Source organism: Bacillus sp. FSL R9-9410 (assembly GCF_038050385.1).
Classification (GTDB): Bacteria; Bacillota; Bacilli; order Bacillales; family Bacillaceae_G; genus Bacillus_A; species Bacillus_A cereus_U.
In genome coordinates this window covers 4511839-4529509 of record NZ_JBBOTV010000001.1, presented here as the reverse complement: position 1 = coordinate 4529509, position 17671 = coordinate 4511839, and the positions used below count along the sequence as shown (strand labels likewise).

The window sequence follows — 17671 nt, the reverse complement described above, 5'->3', positions numbered from 1 at the left end:
TTATAATACTCATGATTTGAGGGGTGAAGCAGTTGACAGGTCAACTAGTTCAATACGGACGCCACCGCCAACGAAGAAGTTATGCCCGTATTAGTGAAGTATTAGAGTTACCAAATCTTATCGAAATTCAAACCTCTTCTTATCAGTGGTTTCTTGATGAGGGTTTGCGAGAAATGTTCCAAGACATTTCTCCGATCGAAGACTTTACGGGAAATCTATCGCTTGAATTTATCGACTACAGCTTAGGTGAACCTAAATACTCTGTAGAAGAATGCAAAGAGCGTGATGTGACGTATGCAGCACCACTTCGTGTAAAAGTGCGTCTAATCAACAAGGAAACTGGTGAAGTAAAAGAACAAGATGTGTTCATGGGAGATTTCCCACTCATGACAGAGACTGGAACATTCGTAATTAACGGTGCAGAACGTGTTATCGTTTCCCAGTTAGTTCGCTCTCCAAGCGTATACTATAGTGGCAAAGTGGATAAAAACGGAAAACGTGGTTTTACTGCTACTGTAATTCCAAACCGCGGGGCTTGGTTAGAGTATGAAACAGATGCTAAGGATGTTGTATATGTGCGTATTGACCGTACGCGTAAACTTCCTGTAACTGTTTTGTTACGCGCATTAGGGTTTGGCTCTGATCAAGAAATCACCGAGCTTTTAGGTGATAACGAATACTTAAGCAATACGTTAGAAAAAGACAACACAGATAGCACAGAGAAAGCATTGCTTGAAATTTATGAGCGTCTACGCCCTGGTGAACCACCAACAGTAGAAAATGCAAAGAGCTTACTTGTGTCTCGTTTCTTTGATCCGAAGCGCTACGATTTAGCAAATGTAGGTCGCTATAAGATCAACAAAAAGCTACACATTAAAAACAGATTGTTTAACCAACGTTTAGCTGAAACACTGGTGGATCCAGAAACTGGTGAAATTTTAGCGGCAGAAGGAACAGTCTTAGATCGTCGTACACTGGATCGCATTCTACCTTACTTAGAGAAAAACATTGGATTCAAAACAGCGAAACCAATGGGTGGAGTGGTAGCAGGCGAAGTTGAGCTGCAATCTATTAAGATCTATGCTCCAGAATCAGAAGGCGAACGATCTATAAACGTAATTGGGAATGCAAATATTACTCGTGATATAAAAAACATCACACCAGGTGATATTCTTGCTTCTATTAGCTACTTCTTTAACTTGCTATATAAAGTAGGGGATACAGATGATATTGACCACTTAGGAAATCGTCGTCTGCGTTCTGTAGGAGAGTTACTACAAAACCAATTCCGTATCGGTCTTTCTCGTATGGAACGTGTTGTTCGTGAGAGAATGTCGATTCAAGATACAAATGCAATTACACCACAAGCGTTAATTAACATTCGCCCGGTTATTGCATCTATTAAAGAGTTCTTCGGAAGTTCTCAGTTATCTCAGTTCATGGATCAAACAAACCCATTAGCAGAGTTAACTCACAAACGAAGACTATCTGCATTAGGACCCGGTGGTTTAACGCGTGAGCGCGCAGGCTTTGAAGTACGTGACGTTCACTACTCTCACTATGGTCGTATGTGTCCAATCGAAACACCAGAGGGACCAAACATCGGTTTGATTAACTCATTATCTTCGTTTGCGAAAGTAAATGAGTTTGGTTTCATTGAAACGCCATACCGTCGTGTTGACCCAGAAACTGGTCTTGTAACAGGGCAGGTTGATTATTTAACAGCAGATGAAGAAGATAACTATGTTGTAGCCCAAGCGAATATGAAATTATCTGAAGTAGGGGAATTCCTTGATGAAGATATCGTAGCTCGTTTCCGTGGTGAAAACATTGTCACAAATAAAGAACGCATCGACTACATGGATGTATCTCCAAAACAAGTAGTGTCGGCAGCGACAGCTTGTATTCCGTTCTTAGAAAACGATGACTCTAACCGCGCACTTATGGGAGCGAACATGCAACGTCAGGCGGTTCCGTTAATAAATCCGGAATCTCCGATTGTAGGTACAGGTATGGAGTACGTATCAGCAAAAGACTCAGGTGCTGCAGTAATCTGTAAACAGCCTGGTGTTGTTGAGCGCGTAGAAGCACGTGAAGTTTGGGTACGTCGCTATGTAGACGTTGACGGTCAAACAGTAAAAGGCGACTTAGATCGCTACAAAATGCAAAAATTCATTCGTTCTAATCAAGGAACTTGCTACAACCAACGTCCAATCGTAAGTGTTGGAGACCAAGTTGTAAAAGGTGAAATCCTTGCGGATGGTCCTTCTATGGAACTAGGTGAACTAGCGCTTGGACGTAACGTGCTTGTTGGCTTTATGACATGGGACGGTTATAACTATGAGGATGCGATCATCATGAGTGAGCGCCTTGTAAAAGATGATGTGTACACTTCTATCCATATTGAAGAATATGAATCAGAAGCTCGTGATACGAAGCTTGGACCAGAAGAAATTACACGTGATATCCCGAATGTTGGAGAAGATGCACTTCGTAATCTTGACGAGCGCGGTATTATTCGCGTCGGTGCTGAAGTAAAAGATGGAGATCTACTTGTTGGTAAAGTAACGCCAAAAGGTGTAACAGAATTAACGGCAGAAGAACGTCTATTACATGCAATCTTCGGTGAGAAAGCACGTGAAGTACGTGATACATCACTACGTGTACCACACGGTGGTGGCGGTATTATCTTAGACGTAAAAGTGTTTAACCGTGAAGATGGCGATGAATTGCCACCAGGCGTGAATCAACTTGTACGTGCATATATCGTTCAAAAGCGTAAAATTTCTGAAGGTGACAAAATGGCCGGTCGTCATGGTAACAAAGGTGTTATTTCCCGTATTTTACCGGAAGAAGATATGCCTTACTTACCAGATGGTACGCCAATCGATATCATGTTAAACCCATTAGGGGTACCATCTCGTATGAATATCGGTCAGGTATTAGAGCTTCATCTTGGTATGGCAGCAAGATACCTTGGTATTCACATTGCAACACCGGTATTCGATGGTGCTCGTGAGGAAGATGTATGGGGCACAATTGAAGAAGCTGGTATGGCAAATGACGCGAAAACAATCCTGTATGATGGACGTACTGGTGAGACATTCGATAACCGTGTATCTGTTGGTGTCATGTATATGATCAAACTTGCGCACATGGTTGACGATAAGCTTCATGCTCGTTCTACTGGACCATACTCACTTGTAACGCAGCAACCTCTTGGAGGTAAAGCTCAGTTCGGTGGACAGCGTTTCGGTGAGATGGAGGTTTGGGCACTTGAAGCTTATGGTGCCGCTTATACTCTTCAAGAAATCTTAACAGTGAAGTCTGATGATGTTATTGGACGTGTTAAGACGTATGAAGCAATTGTTAAAGGTGAAAATGTTCCAGAACCAGGCGTTCCTGAATCATTCAAAGTATTGATTAAAGAACTGCAAAGTTTAGGTATGGACGTTAAAATGATGTCGATCAATGATACAGAAATTGAAATGCGTGATACGGAAGATGATGATCATCAATCAGCAGATAAATTGAATGTTGAAGTTGAGACAACTAAGGAATAATTGGGATAACCTGTAGACTAAAAGGGAGGTAGGCCCCTTGATAGATGTAAATAACTTTGAATATATGAAGATTGGACTTGCTTCACCTGACAAGATTCGTTCTTGGTCATACGGTGAAGTTAAGAAACCAGAAACAATTAACTATCGTACGTTAAAGCCTGAAAAAGATGGCTTGTTCTGTGAGCGTATTTTCGGACCACAAAAGGACTGGGAATGTCATTGCGGAAAATATAAACGTGTACGTTATAAAGGTGTAGTTTGTGATCGATGTGGCGTTGAAGTAACGCGTGCAAAAGTTCGTCGTGAACGTATGGGTCATATCGAATTAGCTGCTCCTGTATCTCATATTTGGTATTTCAAAGGTATCCCGAGCCGCATGGGACTTGTCTTAGACATGTCCCCTCGCGCGCTTGAAGAAGTAATTTATTTCGCTTCTTATGTTGTAACAGAAAGTGGAGATACACCACTTGATAAGAAGCAATTACTTTCTGAAAAAGAATACCGTGCATATCGTGATCGATATGGCAGTACATTCCATGCTGCTATGGGTGCAGAAGCGATTAAAAAATTACTGCAAGACATCGATTTAGATAAAGAAGTAGACTTCTTAAAGGAAGAATTAAAAACAGCACAAGGACAACGCCGTACTCGTGCTATTAAACGTCTAGAAGTATTAGAAGCATTCCGTAACTCTGGAAATCACCCATCTTGGATGATCTTAGAGGTTCTTCCAGTTATCCCACCAGAACTACGCCCGATGGTACAGTTAGATGGTGGACGTTTTGCTACTTCTGACTTAAACGACTTATATCGTCGTGTAATTAACCGTAACAACCGTTTAAAACGTCTATTGGACTTAGGTGCACCAAGCATCATCGTTCAAAACGAAAAACGTATGTTACAAGAAGCTGTAGACGCATTAATCGATAATGGTCGCCGCGGCCGTCCAGTTACTGGACCAGGTAACCGTCCATTAAAATCACTATCTCACATGCTTAAAGGTAAACAAGGACGTTTCCGTCAAAACTTATTAGGTAAACGTGTTGACTACTCTGGCCGTTCTGTAATCGTTGTAGGACCGAACTTAAAGATGTACCAATGTGGATTGCCGAAAGAAATGGCACTTGAATTGTTTAAACCTTTCGTTATGAAAGAGTTAGTTGGAAAAGGATTAGCACACAACATTAAGAGTGCTAAACGTAAAATCGAGCGTGTACACCCTGAAGTTTGGGACGTTTTAGAATCTGTGATCAAAGAGCATCCAGTACTTCTAAACCGCGCACCAACACTTCACCGTCTTGGTATCCAGGCGTTTGAACCTACACTAGTAGAAGGTCGTGCAATCCGTCTTCACCCACTTGTATGTACTGCATACAACGCGGACTTTGACGGTGACCAAATGGCGGTTCACGTTCCGTTATCATCAGAGGCACAAGCAGAAGCTCGTATTCTTATGTTAGCGGCACAAAACATCTTGAATCCAAAAGACGGAAAACCAGTTGTTACTCCATCTCAGGATATGGTATTAGGTAACTATTACTTAACACTTGAGCGCGAGGGTGCAATCGGTGAAGGTATGGTCTTCAAAGATGCAAACGAAGCAATACTTGCATACCAAAATGGATATGTACATCTGCACACACGTGTTGCAGTTGCTGCGAGTTCGGTAAATAATGTAACGTTTACTGAAGAGCAAAAGAGTAAGCTTCTATTAACAACAGTTGGTAAATTAATATTTAACGAAATCTTACCAGAGTCGTTCCCTTATATTAATGAACCAACAAACTCAAACCTTGAAAAAGAAACACCAGCGGAATATTTCGTTGAAAAAGGTGCGAACATTAAAGAAATTATTGCTAGTCGCGAAGAAGTGGCGCCATTTAGCAAGAAAATCCTTGGTAATATTATTGCGGAAGTATTCAAACGTTTCCAAATTACGGAAACATCTCGCATGCTTGACCGTATGAAAAACTTAGGATTTAAATACTCTACAAAAGCTGGTATTACAGTTGGGGTATCAGACATTCTTGTATTAGGCGAAAAAAATGAAATTCTCCATGAAGCACAAGCAAAAGTAGATAATGTAATTAAACAATTCCGTCGCGGTTTAATCACGGAAGAAGAACGTTACGATCGCGTTATCTCTATTTGGAGTAATGCAAAAGATGTTATCCAAGGAAAACTGATGAAATCCTTGAATAAACGCAACCCAATCTTCATGATGAGTGATTCCGGTGCCCGTGGTAACGCATCGAACTTTACTCAGCTTGCTGGTATGCGTGGTCTGATGGCCAATCCATCTGGTCGTATCATTGAGCTTCCGATCAAATCAAGTTTCCGTGAAGGTTTAACAGTGCTTGAGTACTTCATCTCTACGCATGGTGCGCGTAAAGGTCTTGCCGATACAGCACTTAAAACTGCCGATTCTGGTTACTTAACACGTCGTCTTGTAGACGTTGCACAAGATGTAATTGTTCGTCAAGATGATTGTGGAACAGATCGTGGTTTACTAATTGGTGCGATTAAAGAGGGTAATGAAGTTATTGAGTCACTATATGATCGTCTTGTTGGACGTTTTGCGAGAAAAACTGTAAAACATCCTGAAACAGGTGAAGTATTAATTGCTGAAAATCAATTAATTACTGAAGATATTGCTTATATCGTTGAAAAGTCGGGTGTTGAAACTGTAAATATTCGTTCAGCGTTTACGTGTAATACTCGCCATGGTGTATGTAAGAAGTGTTACGGTCGTAACTTAGCAACTGGTACAGACGTAGAAGTAGGAGAGGCGGTAGGTATTATCGCAGCTCAATCTATCGGTGAGCCAGGTACACAGTTAACGATGCGTACGTTCCATACAGGTGGGGTTGCCGGAGATGATATCACACAAGGTTTACCTCGTATCCAAGAGATCTTCGAAGCTCGTAATCCGAAAGGTCAGGCAGTTATCAGTGAAATCGACGGTGTTATCGCAGCGATCAACGATGTTAAAGATCGCCAAGAAGTAGTTGTACAGGGTGAAGTTGAAGCTCGTACGTATGCTATTCCTTACGGTGCTCGTCTGAAAGTAACTCTAGGACAGCCAATTAGCCACGGTAAAGAGTTAACAGAAGGTTCTATTGATCCGAAGGAATTACTAAAAGTAACGGATATTACAGCAGTTCAAGAATACTTATTACGTGAAGTTCAAAAAGTATACCGTATGCAAGGGGTAGAAATTGGTGACAAACACGTAGAAGTAATGGTACGTCAAATGCTACGTAAAGTTCGTGTAAGTGATGCGGGTGAAACAGATGTATTACCAGGAACATTACTAGACATCCATCAGTTTACTGATGCGAATGCGAAGGTGTTACTGAAAGGTAAACAACCAGCAACAGCTAGACCGGTTCTACTTGGTATTACTAAAGCTTCACTTGAAACTGATTCGTTCTTATCTGCAGCATCGTTCCAAGAAACAACTCGTGTTCTAACAGATGCAGCAATTAAGGGTAAACGCGATGAGCTTCTAGGATTGAAAGAGAATGTTATTATCGGTAAGCTTGTTCCTGCTGGAACAGGTATGAATCGTTATCGCCAAGTGGATCTTGTAAAAACAACACAAGATAACATGAATGTAGAAAACGATGAAGTTTATGTGGAACAGTAAAATTTTCCGTCGTAAATTTTGTATAAAAACAGCTAATCCTAGTTGACATTGTATGAGACAAAATGTTACTATAATCAAGGTTGCTCCTGAACGATGCTTTGGAGGATATTTATATGTCTTATCAAAAAGTGTCAAATGCTGAAAATGTAGTCGTTGGTCATAAACGGACATTGGAAGCAATCAAAAATGGTATAGTTAAAGAAGTTGTTATTGCGGAAGATGCTGATGTGCGGTTAACCCATGTTATCATTAGTACTGCCTTGCAACATAACATACCCATAACCAAAGTTGAATCAGTTCGTAAGCTTGGAAAAGTTTCGGGGATTCAAGTGGGAGCTTCAGCAATAGGAATAATAAGTTAAAACTGTTTTTGTGAGGAGAGAGCATTTGCTCTTCCTTGCAAAAACTTTGTTTTCAACTAATAATGAACCACCTGGATATGTGGTCATACAAACATGCGAAGGGAGGATAAACAAATGCCTACTATTAACCAATTAGTGAGAAATGGTCGTACTGATAAAGTATGGAAGTCTAAATCACCTGCGTTAAACAAAGGTTTTAATTCTTTAAAGAAAAAATCAACTGATATCTCTGCACCTCAAAAACGTGGTGTGTGTACTCGTGTTGGTACAATGACTCCGAAGAAACCTAACTCAGCGTTACGTAAATACGCTCGTGTACGTTTAACAAATGGTATTGAAGTTACAGCTTACATCCCAGGTATCGGTCATAACCTACAAGAGCATAGCGTAGTATTAATTCGCGGTGGTCGAGTAAAGGATTTACCAGGGGTACGTTACCACATCGTTCGTGGTGCACTTGATACAGCTGGTGTTGACAAACGTATGCAAGGACGTTCTAAATATGGTACTAAGCGACCAAAACCTGCTAAAAAATAATAAACTTATAATGAAAGGAGGAACTCAATATGCCTCGTAAAGGTCCTGTTGCGAAACGTGACGTGTTACCAGATCCAATGTACAATTCTAAACTTGTAACACGCCTAATCAACAAAATGATGGTTGACGGTAAAAAAGGTAAATCTCAAACAATTCTTTATAACGCTTTCGATATCGTTCGTGAACGTTCAGATAAAGAACCAATGGAAGTATTCGAGCAAGCTCTTAAGAACATCATGCCTGTTCTTGAAGTACGCGCTCGTCGTGTTGGTGGTGCTAACTACCAAGTTCCAGTTGAGGTTCGTCCAGAACGCCGTACAACTTTAGGTCTTCGCTGGTTAGTAAACTATGCTCGTCTTCGTGGTGAAAAAACTATGGAAGAGCGTCTAGCTTACGAAATCTTAGATGCATCTAACAACGCTGGTGCAGCTGTTAAGAAACGTGAAGACACTCATAAAATGGCAGAAGCTAACAAAGCATTTGCTCATTACCGTTGGTAGGATTCAACGTAAAATAAATGTAAGCATAAACCGCTTTATTTGTCGCTTATGGAAGTGTGGAGAGGGAGAATGCCTCTCCCTTTCGTTGGGCGCTCGTTTTACATAATGAGGGTACTGGACACTGGCATATGTAACAATATAAAGTGGCTTTTTTGCTACTTAAAATAAAATAATCCAATCCATATATGGAAGGAGCAAGACACCAAATGACTAGAGAGTTCTCTTTAGGAAACACTCGTAATATTGGTATCATGGCTCACATCGATGCTGGTAAAACAACAGCAACTGAGCGTATTCTGTATTACACAGGACGTATTCATAAAATCGGTGAAACTCATGAAGGTGCATCTCAGATGGACTGGATGGAGCAAGAGCAAGAACGTGGTATCACAATTACTTCTGCTGCAACTACAGCACAATGGAAAGGTCACCGTGTAAATATCATTGACACTCCAGGACACGTAGATTTCACAGTAGAAGTAGAACGTTCTTTACGCGTACTTGATGGTGCAGTAGCAGTACTTGATGCACAATCTGGTGTAGAACCACAAACAGAAACTGTTTGGCGTCAGGCTACTACTTATGGTGTACCTCGTATCGTATTCGTTAACAAAATGGATAAGATTGGTGCAGATTTCTTATACTCTGTAGGAACAATCCACGATCGTTTACAAGCAAACGCACATCCAATTCAGTTACCAATCGGTGCTGAAGACGAGTTCAATGGTATCATTGACCTTGTTGAAGAGTGTGCTTACATGTACAGTAACGATTTAGGAACAGACATCGAGCGTGTTGAAATTCCTGAAGAGCACAAAGAATTAGCTGAAGAATACCGTGGAAAACTTATTGAAGCGGTAGCTGAGCTTGATGAAGAAATGATGATGAAGTACCTAGAAGGTGAAGAAATCACTGTAGAAGAGCTTAAAGCTGGTATCCGTAAGGCTACAACTTCTGTTGAATTCTTCCCAGTAATCTGTGGTTCTGCATTCAAAAATAAAGGTGTTCAAATTCTGTTAGACGCAGTTATTGACTACCTACCATCTCCATTAGATGTACCTGCTATTAAAGGTACTCTTCCGGATACAGAAGAAGCTATCGAGCGTAAGTCTAGCGATGAAGAACCATTCGCAGCTCTAGCATTCAAAATCATGACTGACCCTTATGTTGGTAAATTAACGTTCTTCCGTGTGTACTCTGGTGTGTTAAATGCTGGATCATACGTGAGAAATTCAACTAAAGGTAAGCGTGAGCGTGTAGGTCGTATCCTACAAATGCACGCTAACAGCCGTGAAGAGATTTCAACAGTTTACGCTGGTGATATCGCTGCTGCTGTAGGTTTAAAAGATACTACTACTGGTGATACTCTTTGTGACGAGAAGAGCCTTGTTATCCTTGAGTCTATGGAATTCCCAGAGCCAGTTATCTCTGTAGCTATCGAACCGAAATCTAAAGCTGACCAAGATAAAATGGGTACAGCATTATCTAAGCTTTCTGAAGAAGATCCAACATTCCGTGCTCACACTGACCAAGAAACTGGCCAAACAATCATCGCTGGTATGGGTGAACTTCACCTTGATATCATCGTTGACCGTATGCGCCGTGAATTCAAAGTGGAAGCAAACGTTGGTGCTCCTCAGGTAGCATATCGTGAGACTTTCCGCGCTGCTGCGAAAGTTGAAGGTAAGTTCGCTCGTCAATCTGGTGGTCGTGGACAATTCGGTCACGTTTGGATTGAGTTTGAACCTAATGAAGAAGGTAAAGGATTCGAATTCCAAAACAAGGTTGTCGGCGGTGTAGTTCCACGTGAATACATCCCAGCTGTTGGAGCGGGTCTTGAAGACTCACTTAAAAATGGTGTACTAGCTGGTTATCCACTAGTTGACATTAAAGCTGCGTTAGTTGACGGATCTTACCATGATGTTGACTCCTCTGAGATGGCGTTCAAAATCGCTGCATCTATGGCGCTTAAAGCTGCGGTTTCTAAATGTAGCCCAGTAATTCTTGAGCCAATGATGAAAGTTGAAGTTGTAATTCCTGAAGAGTACATGGGTGACATTATGGGTGACGTAACATCTCGTCGTGGCCGTGTAGAAGGTATGGAAGCTCGCGGTAACGCACAAGTTGTTCGCGCTATGGTTCCACTTTCTGAAATGTTCGGTTATGCAACGGCATTACGTTCTAACACTCAAGGACGCGGAACATTCTCAATGACATTTGATCATTATGAAGAAGTACCGAAGTCTGTTTCAGAAGAAATTATTAAAAAAAATAAAGGTGAATAATTGATTTTTATCGATTGTTCAAGTATAACTACTTATGTAAGCTTAGAAAGTGAGGCTTATGTCTCGCTTTCTAGTCTAAATATAAAATAACCTATATAAACTAAGGAGGAATTTAGAATGGCTAAAGCTAAATTCGAACGTTCTAAACCCCATGTTAACATCGGTACAATCGGCCACGTTGACCATGGTAAAACTACATTAACTGCTGCGATCACTACAGTTCTTGCAAAAGCTGGTGGTGCTGAAGCACGCGGATACGATCAAATCGACGCTGCTCCAGAAGAAAGAGAGCGCGGAATCACAATCTCAACTGCACACGTTGAGTACGAAACTGAAACTCGTCACTATGCACACGTTGACTGCCCAGGTCATGCTGACTATGTTAAAAACATGATCACTGGTGCTGCTCAAATGGACGGCGGTATCTTAGTAGTATCTGCTGCTGATGGCCCAATGCCTCAAACACGTGAGCACATCCTTCTTTCTCGTCAAGTAGGTGTTCCTTACATCGTTGTATTCTTAAACAAATGCGACATGGTAGACGACGAAGAATTATTAGAATTAGTTGAAATGGAAGTTCGCGACCTATTATCTGAATACGGATTCCCAGGTGACGATATTCCTGTAATTAAAGGTTCTGCTCTTAAAGCTCTTCAAGGAGAAGCTGAGTGGGAAGAAAAAATCATCGAATTAATGGCTGAAGTTGATGCTTACATCCCAACTCCAGAACGTGAAACTGACAAACCATTCTTAATGCCTATCGAGGATGTATTCTCTATCACAGGTCGTGGTACAGTTGCAACTGGTCGTGTTGAGCGTGGAATCGTTAAAGTTGGTGACGTAGTAGAAATCATCGGTCTTGCTGAAGAGAATGCTACTACAACTGTAACTGGTGTAGAAATGTTCCGTAAGCTTCTTGACCAAGCTCAAGCTGGAGACAACATCGGTGCTCTACTTCGTGGGGTTGCTCGTGAAGACATCCAACGTGGACAAGTTCTTGCTAAAACTGGCTCTGTAAAAGCACACGCTAAATTCAAAGCTGAAGTTTTCGTATTATCTAAAGAAGAAGGTGGACGTCATACTCCATTCTTCGCTAACTACCGTCCACAGTTCTACTTCCGTACAACTGACGTAACTGGTATCATCCAATTACCAGAAGGTACTGAAATGGTAATGCCTGGTGACAACATCGAAATGACTATCGAACTTATCGCTCCAATCGCTATCGAAGAGGGAACTAAATTCTCTATTCGTGAAGGTGGACGTACAGTAGGTTACGGTGTAGTTGCTACAATCGTTGCTGAGTAGTCTTTAATTAGATTATTAAAAACTCAAGGGATTCTCCCTTGAGTTTTTTTATTGCTTATTACTATAGAAGAAAGAGATGCATTTTCTATTTTTGGATGAGTTTCTTCTATAGTATATAAAACGAAAGTAACACCCAAAAACTGTAAGTTAAATAAGAGTAGATGAAAACTTGATATTCTTTAAAGTGCCATGTATAATAGCAAAAGTAGAGAAAAGCAGATGCAAACAAAAAGATGCTTGCATCTAGACGAATAACATTGTATAATAGACAATGTTGGTCTTTGACTGCGATGAAGTGGAAGGTTGCTGACACACCCGGCCGCTTTGCCATGGCATGGTGTGGGGAAATTTCCATGGAGAAGGTCTATTTTAGAAATAGGCGAACGAAGGAGGGAAAATAATGGCAAAAGAAAAAATTCGTATCCGTTTAAAAGCTTATGATCACCGTATTCTTGATCAATCAGCTGAGAAAATTGTAGAAACAGCTAAGCGTTCTGGGGCAACAGTTTCTGGTCCGATCCCATTACCAACTGAGAAGACTATTTACACAATTCTTCGTGCTGTTCATAAGTACAAAGATTCTCGTGAACAATTCGAAATGCGCACGCACAAACGTCTAATCGACATCGTGAGTCCTACTCCGCAAACAGTAGATTCATTAATGCGTTTAGACTTACCATCTGGTGTAGATATCGAAATCAAATTATAAATTATATAACTTAAAAATGTAGGAGGTGTAACTCATGACCAAAGGAATCTTAGGAAGAAAGATCGGTATGACTCAAGTATTTGCTGAGAACGGTGAGTTAATCCCAGTAACGGTAATCGCTGCTAATCCAAACGTTGTTCTTCAAAAGAAAACAACTGAAACTGATGGCTACAACGCAATTCAGTTAGGATTTGAAGATAAACGTGAAAAGTTAACTAACAAACCTGAACAAGGCCACACTGCTAAAGCATCTACAACTCCTAAGCGCTTCATTCGCGAAATCCGCGATGCAGACGTGGACGGATTAGAGGTTGGTCAAGAGGTAAAAGTTGAAGTTTTCGCTGCAGGTGAAATCGTTGACGTAACAGGAATTTCTAAAGGTAAAGGTTTCCAAGGTGTTATTAAACGCCACGGACAATCTCGCGGACCTATGTCTCATGGTTCTCGCTATCACCGTCGTCCAGGTTCAATGGGGCCAGTTGCTCCGAACCGTGTATTCAAAGGCAAAAAACTTGCTGGACGTATGGGTGGAGACCAAGTTACTATCCAAAACTTAGAAATCGTTCAAGTTGACACTGAGCGCAACTTATTACTAGTAAAAGGTAACGTTCCAGGTGCTAAGAAATCTCTTGTAGTTGTTCAAGGCGCTGTGAAGGTTAGCAAATAATTCACAATAGGAAGGAGGAATTCCAATGCCAAAAGTTACTGTATATAACCAAACTGGTTCACAGGTTGGTGAAATCGAATTAGCTGAAGCTATTTTCGGTATCGAACCAAATGAAGCTGTACTATTTGAAGCTGTAATGATGCAACGTGCATCTTTACGTCAAGGTACACATAAAGTAAAAACTCGCTCTGAAGTTCGTGGTGGTGGTCGTAAACCATGGCGTCAAAAAGGAACTGGACGTGCTCGTCAAGGTTCTATCCGCTCTCCTCAATGGCGTGGTGGTGGTACGGTATTCGGACCTACACCAAGAAGCTATGCGTACAAACTTCCTAAGAAAGTTCGTCGTTTAGCAATCAAATCTGCATTAGCTACTAAAGTAGTAGAGAACAACATTGTAGTTCTTGAAGACCTAGTGTTAAATGCACCAAAAACAAAAGACATGGTAGCAGTACTTAAAGGATTAACTGTTGAGAAGAAAGCTCTTATCGTAACTGCTGATGCAAACGAATCTGTAGAGTTATCTGCTCGCAATATCCCAGGAGTAACAGTAATCACTGCTGATGGCGTAAATGTGCTAGATGTGCTTCATCATGATAAGCTAATCATGACAAAAGCGGCAGTGGAAAAAGTAGAGGAGGTGCTTGCATAATGAGAGATCCTCGTGATATCATTAAGCGCCCAGTTATCACTGAACGTTCTATGGAAATGATGGCTGAAAAAAAATACACGTTCGACGTGGACGTTAAATCTAATAAAACAGAAGTTAAAGACGCGATAGAAGCGATCTTTGGTGTTAATGTAGACAAAGTAAATATCATGAACTACAAGCCGAAAGCAAAACGCGTTGGTCGTCACGCTGGTTTTACTAGCCGTCGTCGTAAAGCAATCGTTAAGCTAACTGCTGACAGCAAAGAAATCGAAATCTTCCAAGGCGTTTAATTCTTACTAAAGAAGGAGGGAAATTGAGATGGGAATTAAAAAGTATAATCCAACTACTAACGGTCGTCGTAACATGACTACGAATGATTTCGCTGAAATCACGACCGACAGACCGGAAAAGTCTTTACTTGCTCCTTTAAGCAAACAGGCTGGTCGTAATAACCAAGGTAAAATTACTGTACGTCATCAAGGTGGCGGACATAAGCGTCAATACCGTATCATCGACTTTAAGCGTAACAAAGATGGAATTCCAGGACGCGTTGCTACGATCGAATATGATCCAAACCGCTCTGCGAATATCGCATTAATTAATTACGTTGACGGTGAAAAACGTTACATTCTTGCTCCTAAAACTTTAGAAGTAGGTATGGAAATTATGTCTGGCCCTGAAGCTGACATTAAAATCGGTAACGCATTACCATTAATCAACATTCCAGTAGGTACTGTTGTTCATAACATCGAGCTTAAGCCTGGTCGTGGCGGACAATTAGTTCGTTCTGCCGGTACATCTGCTCAAGTACTTGGTAAAGAAGGAAAATACGTACTTGTACGTTTAACTTCTGGTGAAGTACGTTTAGTATTATCTGCTTGTCGCGCTTCAATCGGTCAAGTTGGTAACGAACAACACGAACTTATCAAAATCGGTAAAGCAGGTCGCTCTCGCTGGTTAGGTAAGCGCCCAACAGTTCGTGGTTCTGTAATGAACCCGGTTGATCATCCACACGGTGGTGGTGAAGGTCGCTCTCCAATCGGACGTAAGTCTCCAATGTCTCCATGGGGTAAACCAACTCTTGGATTCAAGACTCGTAAGAAAAACAAAGCGTCTGATAAATTTATCGTTCGTCGTCGTAAAAAATAATGGGATTGTAGTACGGTTCGCTTCAAGAACCGTACGCCAATCACGAAGGGAGGCACCAAAATGGCTCGTAGCTTAAAAAAAGGACCATTTGTCGATGATCACTTAATGAACAAAATGGAAAAATTAGTTGCATCTGAGCAAAAACAAGTTGTTAAAACTTGGTCTCGCCGTTCAACAATCTTCCCTCAGTTCATCGGACATACAATTGCTGTATATGATGGTCGTAAACACGTACCTGTGTACATCACTGAGGATATGGTTGGCCATAAGTTAGGTGAATTCGCACCAACTCGTACGTATAAAGGTCACCTTGCTGACGATAAGAAAACTAGAAGATAATGAGAGGAGGCACTTCAATGCAAGCTAAAGCAGTAGTGAGAACAGTTCGTATTGCTCCTCGTAAGGTTCGTTTAGTAGTAGACTTAATCCGAGGTAAGCAAGTGGGTGAAGCGATTGCTATCCTTAACCACACACCAAAAACTGCTTCTCCAGTTGTAGAAAAAGTTTTAAAATCTGCAATCGCAAATGCAGAGCACAATTATGAGATGGATATTAACAACCTAGTTGTTGAAAAAGTCTTCGTTGACGAAGGTCCAACGTTGAAACGTTTCCGTCCACGTGCAATGGGTCGTGCAAGCCAAATTAACAAACGCACAAGCCACATCACAGTTGTGGTATCAGAAAAGAAGGAGGGATAATCGATGGGTCAGAAGGTTAATCCAATTGGTCTTCGTGTCGGTATTATCCGCGACTGGGAATCTCGTTGGTTCGCTGAGAAAGATTATGCTACGTTATTACATGAAGACATCAAAATCCGTGAGTACATTGCTGTACGCTTAAAAGATTCTGCTGTTGCTAAAGTAGAAATCGAACGTGCAGCAAATCGTGTAAATGTTACAATTCACACTGCGAAACCTGGTATGGTAATTGGTAAAGGTGGTACTGAAGTTGAAGCGCTTCGTAAAGCTCTTAACCAATTAACAGGCAAGCGTGTACACATCAACATTTTAGAAGTTAAGAGAGCTGATCTTAACGCTAAATTAGTAGGCGAAAACATCGCTCGTCAATTAGAAAACCGTGTATCATTCCGTCGTGCACAAAAGCAAGTTATTCAACGTGCTATGCGTGCAGGAGCAAAAGGTATTAAAACACAGGTTTCTGGTCGTCTTGGCGGAGCTGATATCGCTCGTGCAGAATCTTACAGTGAAGGAACTGTTCCACTTCATACACTTCGCGCTGATATTGACTATGCAGCAGTTGAAGCTGATACAACATACGGTAAATTAGGCGTAAAAGTATGGATCTACCGTGGAGAAGTCCTTCCTACAAAAAAGAAAGCTTCTGAGGAAGGAGGAAAATAATATGTTAATGCCTAAACGCGTAAAATATCGTAGAGAGCATCGTGGTAAAATGCGTGGTCGTGCAAAAGGTGGAACTGAAATCGCTTTTGGTGAATTCGGTTTACAAGCACTAGCTGCTTCATGGATTACAAACCGTCAAATCGAAGCTGCTCGTCGTGCAATGACTCGTCAAATGAAACGTGGCGGTAAAGTATGGATTAAAATTTTCCCTTCTAAACCTTACACTGCAAAACCTTTAGAAGTACGTATGGGTTCCGGTAAAGGGGCACCAGAAGGCTGGGTAGCAGTAGTAAAACCTGGGAAAATTATGTTTGAAATTGCGGGTGTATCTGAAGAGGTAGCACGTGAAGCATTACGTCTTGCAGCTCACAAATTACCAATTAAATGTAAATTCGTAAAACGTGAAGTAAATGGTGGTGAATCTAATGAAAACTAATGATATTCGTGAATTAACCACTGCCGAAATCGAAACAAAAGTTAAAGCTTTAAAGGAAGAGTTGTTTAATCTTCGCTTCCAACTTGCTACAGGACAATTAGAGAATCCGACTCGCATCCGTGAAGTACGTAAAGCGATTGCTCGTATGAAAACTGTAGTTTGTGAAAGAGAGATCGGAATTAATCGATAAATTGAGGGGAGGTTTGCATAGTGAGCGAACGTAACCAACGCAAAGTTTATACTGGTCGTGTTGTTTCTGACAAAATGGACAAAACGATTACAGTTTTAGTTGAAACTTACAAAACTCATTCCTTGTACGGAAAACGTGTTAAGTATTCTAAAAAGTATAAAGCCCATGATGAGCAAAACCAAGCGAAACTTGGCGATATCGTTAAAATCATGGAAACTCGCCCGCTTTCTGCTACTAAGCGTTTCCGTTTAGTTGAAATCGTTGAAGAAGCGGTTGTTATCTAAATAGACGAATCGGAATTTTTAG

At 41.1% G+C, this 17671-nt stretch carries 18 protein-coding genes; all 18 read left to right on the top strand.

Going from position 1 to position 17671, the window contains the following annotated elements; translation table 11 throughout:
* Window positions 1–32 precede the first annotated feature (32 nt).
* The 18 genes from rpoB to rpsQ all read left to right on the top strand — a co-directional run bounded on the left by rpoB (window position 33) and on the right by rpsQ (window position 17649).
* Window positions 33–3563, top strand: coding sequence for a DNA-directed RNA polymerase subunit beta (gene rpoB / locus MKX77_RS23465; RefSeq protein WP_341307903.1), 3531 nt, complete (start codon window positions 33–35; stop codon window positions 3561–3563).
* Window positions 3564–3600: 37 nt separating this feature from the next.
* Window positions 3601–7212 carry a DNA-directed RNA polymerase subunit beta' gene (rpoC, locus tag MKX77_RS23460; RefSeq protein ID WP_341307902.1) on the top strand — a complete coding sequence of 1204 codons (3612 nt, stop codon included), beginning with the start codon at window positions 3601–3603 and terminating at the stop codon, window positions 7210–7212.
* Window positions 7213–7325: 113 nt separating this feature from the next.
* Window positions 7326–7574 carry a ribosomal L7Ae/L30e/S12e/Gadd45 family protein gene (locus tag MKX77_RS23455; protein ID WP_341307901.1) on the top strand — a complete coding sequence of 83 codons (249 nt, stop codon included), beginning with the start codon at window positions 7326–7328 and terminating at the stop codon, window positions 7572–7574.
* Between the two features lie 114 nt (window positions 7575–7688).
* Window positions 7689–8111 (top strand): 30S ribosomal protein S12, encoded by a 423-nt coding sequence (rpsL, locus tag MKX77_RS23450; protein WP_001142341.1) that lies wholly within the window; start codon window positions 7689–7691, stop codon window positions 8109–8111.
* Window positions 8112–8140: 29 nt separating this feature from the next.
* Entirely contained in the window at window positions 8141–8611 is a 471-nt protein-coding gene (gene rpsG, locus MKX77_RS23445; protein ID WP_002091511.1) for a 30S ribosomal protein S7, read from the top strand.
* A 206-nt stretch (window positions 8612–8817) separates the two neighbouring features.
* Window positions 8818–10896, top strand: a complete 2079-nt coding sequence (fusA, locus tag MKX77_RS23440) for an elongation factor G (RefSeq protein ID WP_215554963.1) — start codon at window positions 8818–8820, stop codon at window positions 10894–10896.
* Window positions 10897–11013: 117 nt separating this feature from the next.
* The gene (tuf, locus tag MKX77_RS23435) at window positions 11014–12204 is read left to right on the top strand and encodes an elongation factor Tu (protein WP_002091518.1); all 1191 of its coding nucleotides are present in this window, start codon (window positions 11014–11016) and stop codon (window positions 12202–12204) included.
* 400 nt (window positions 12205–12604) lie between these two features.
* Entirely contained in the window at window positions 12605–12913 is a 309-nt protein-coding gene (rpsJ, locus tag MKX77_RS23430; RefSeq protein ID WP_001040595.1) for a 30S ribosomal protein S10, read from the top strand.
* Between the two features lie 34 nt (window positions 12914–12947).
* Window positions 12948–13580 (top strand): 50S ribosomal protein L3, encoded by a 633-nt coding sequence (gene rplC, locus MKX77_RS23425; protein ID WP_000160209.1) that lies wholly within the window; start codon window positions 12948–12950, stop codon window positions 13578–13580.
* Window positions 13581–13605: 25 nt separating this feature from the next.
* Entirely contained in the window at window positions 13606–14229 is a 624-nt protein-coding gene (gene rplD / locus MKX77_RS23420; protein ID WP_001127261.1) for a 50S ribosomal protein L4, read from the top strand.
* Window positions 14229–14519, top strand: coding sequence for a 50S ribosomal protein L23 (gene rplW / locus MKX77_RS23415; protein ID WP_001205557.1), 291 nt, complete (start codon window positions 14229–14231; stop codon window positions 14517–14519). The genes rplD and rplW overlap by 1 nt, the downstream gene beginning before the upstream one ends.
* A 28-nt stretch (window positions 14520–14547) precedes the next feature.
* The gene (gene rplB, locus MKX77_RS23410) at window positions 14548–15378 is read left to right on the top strand and encodes a 50S ribosomal protein L2 (protein WP_002091520.1); all 831 of its coding nucleotides are present in this window, start codon (window positions 14548–14550) and stop codon (window positions 15376–15378) included.
* Window positions 15379–15438: 60 nt separating this feature from the next.
* A complete protein-coding gene (gene rpsS / locus MKX77_RS23405) occupies window positions 15439–15717 on the top strand; it encodes a 30S ribosomal protein S19 (protein ID WP_000124452.1) in 279 nt (92 codons plus the stop codon).
* 17 nt (window positions 15718–15734) lie between these two features.
* On the top strand, window positions 15735–16076 hold the full coding sequence (gene rplV / locus MKX77_RS23400; protein WP_002009773.1) for a 50S ribosomal protein L22: 342 nt from the start codon (window positions 15735–15737) through the stop codon (window positions 16074–16076).
* 3 nt (window positions 16077–16079) lie between these two features.
* A complete protein-coding gene (gene rpsC / locus MKX77_RS23395; protein WP_341307900.1) occupies window positions 16080–16739 on the top strand; it encodes a 30S ribosomal protein S3 in 660 nt (219 codons plus the stop codon).
* 1 nt (window position 16740) lies between these two features.
* Entirely contained in the window at window positions 16741–17175 is a 435-nt protein-coding gene (rplP, locus tag MKX77_RS23390; protein WP_215554965.1) for a 50S ribosomal protein L16, read from the top strand.
* A complete protein-coding gene (gene rpmC, locus MKX77_RS23385; RefSeq protein ID WP_002091523.1) occupies window positions 17165–17365 on the top strand; it encodes a 50S ribosomal protein L29 in 201 nt (66 codons plus the stop codon). The genes rplP and rpmC overlap by 11 nt, the downstream gene beginning before the upstream one ends.
* Before the next feature lie 20 nt (window positions 17366–17385).
* The gene (gene rpsQ, locus MKX77_RS23380; RefSeq protein ID WP_002091526.1) at window positions 17386–17649 is read left to right on the top strand and encodes a 30S ribosomal protein S17; all 264 of its coding nucleotides are present in this window, start codon (window positions 17386–17388) and stop codon (window positions 17647–17649) included.
* Window positions 17650–17671: the final 22 nt, after the last annotated feature.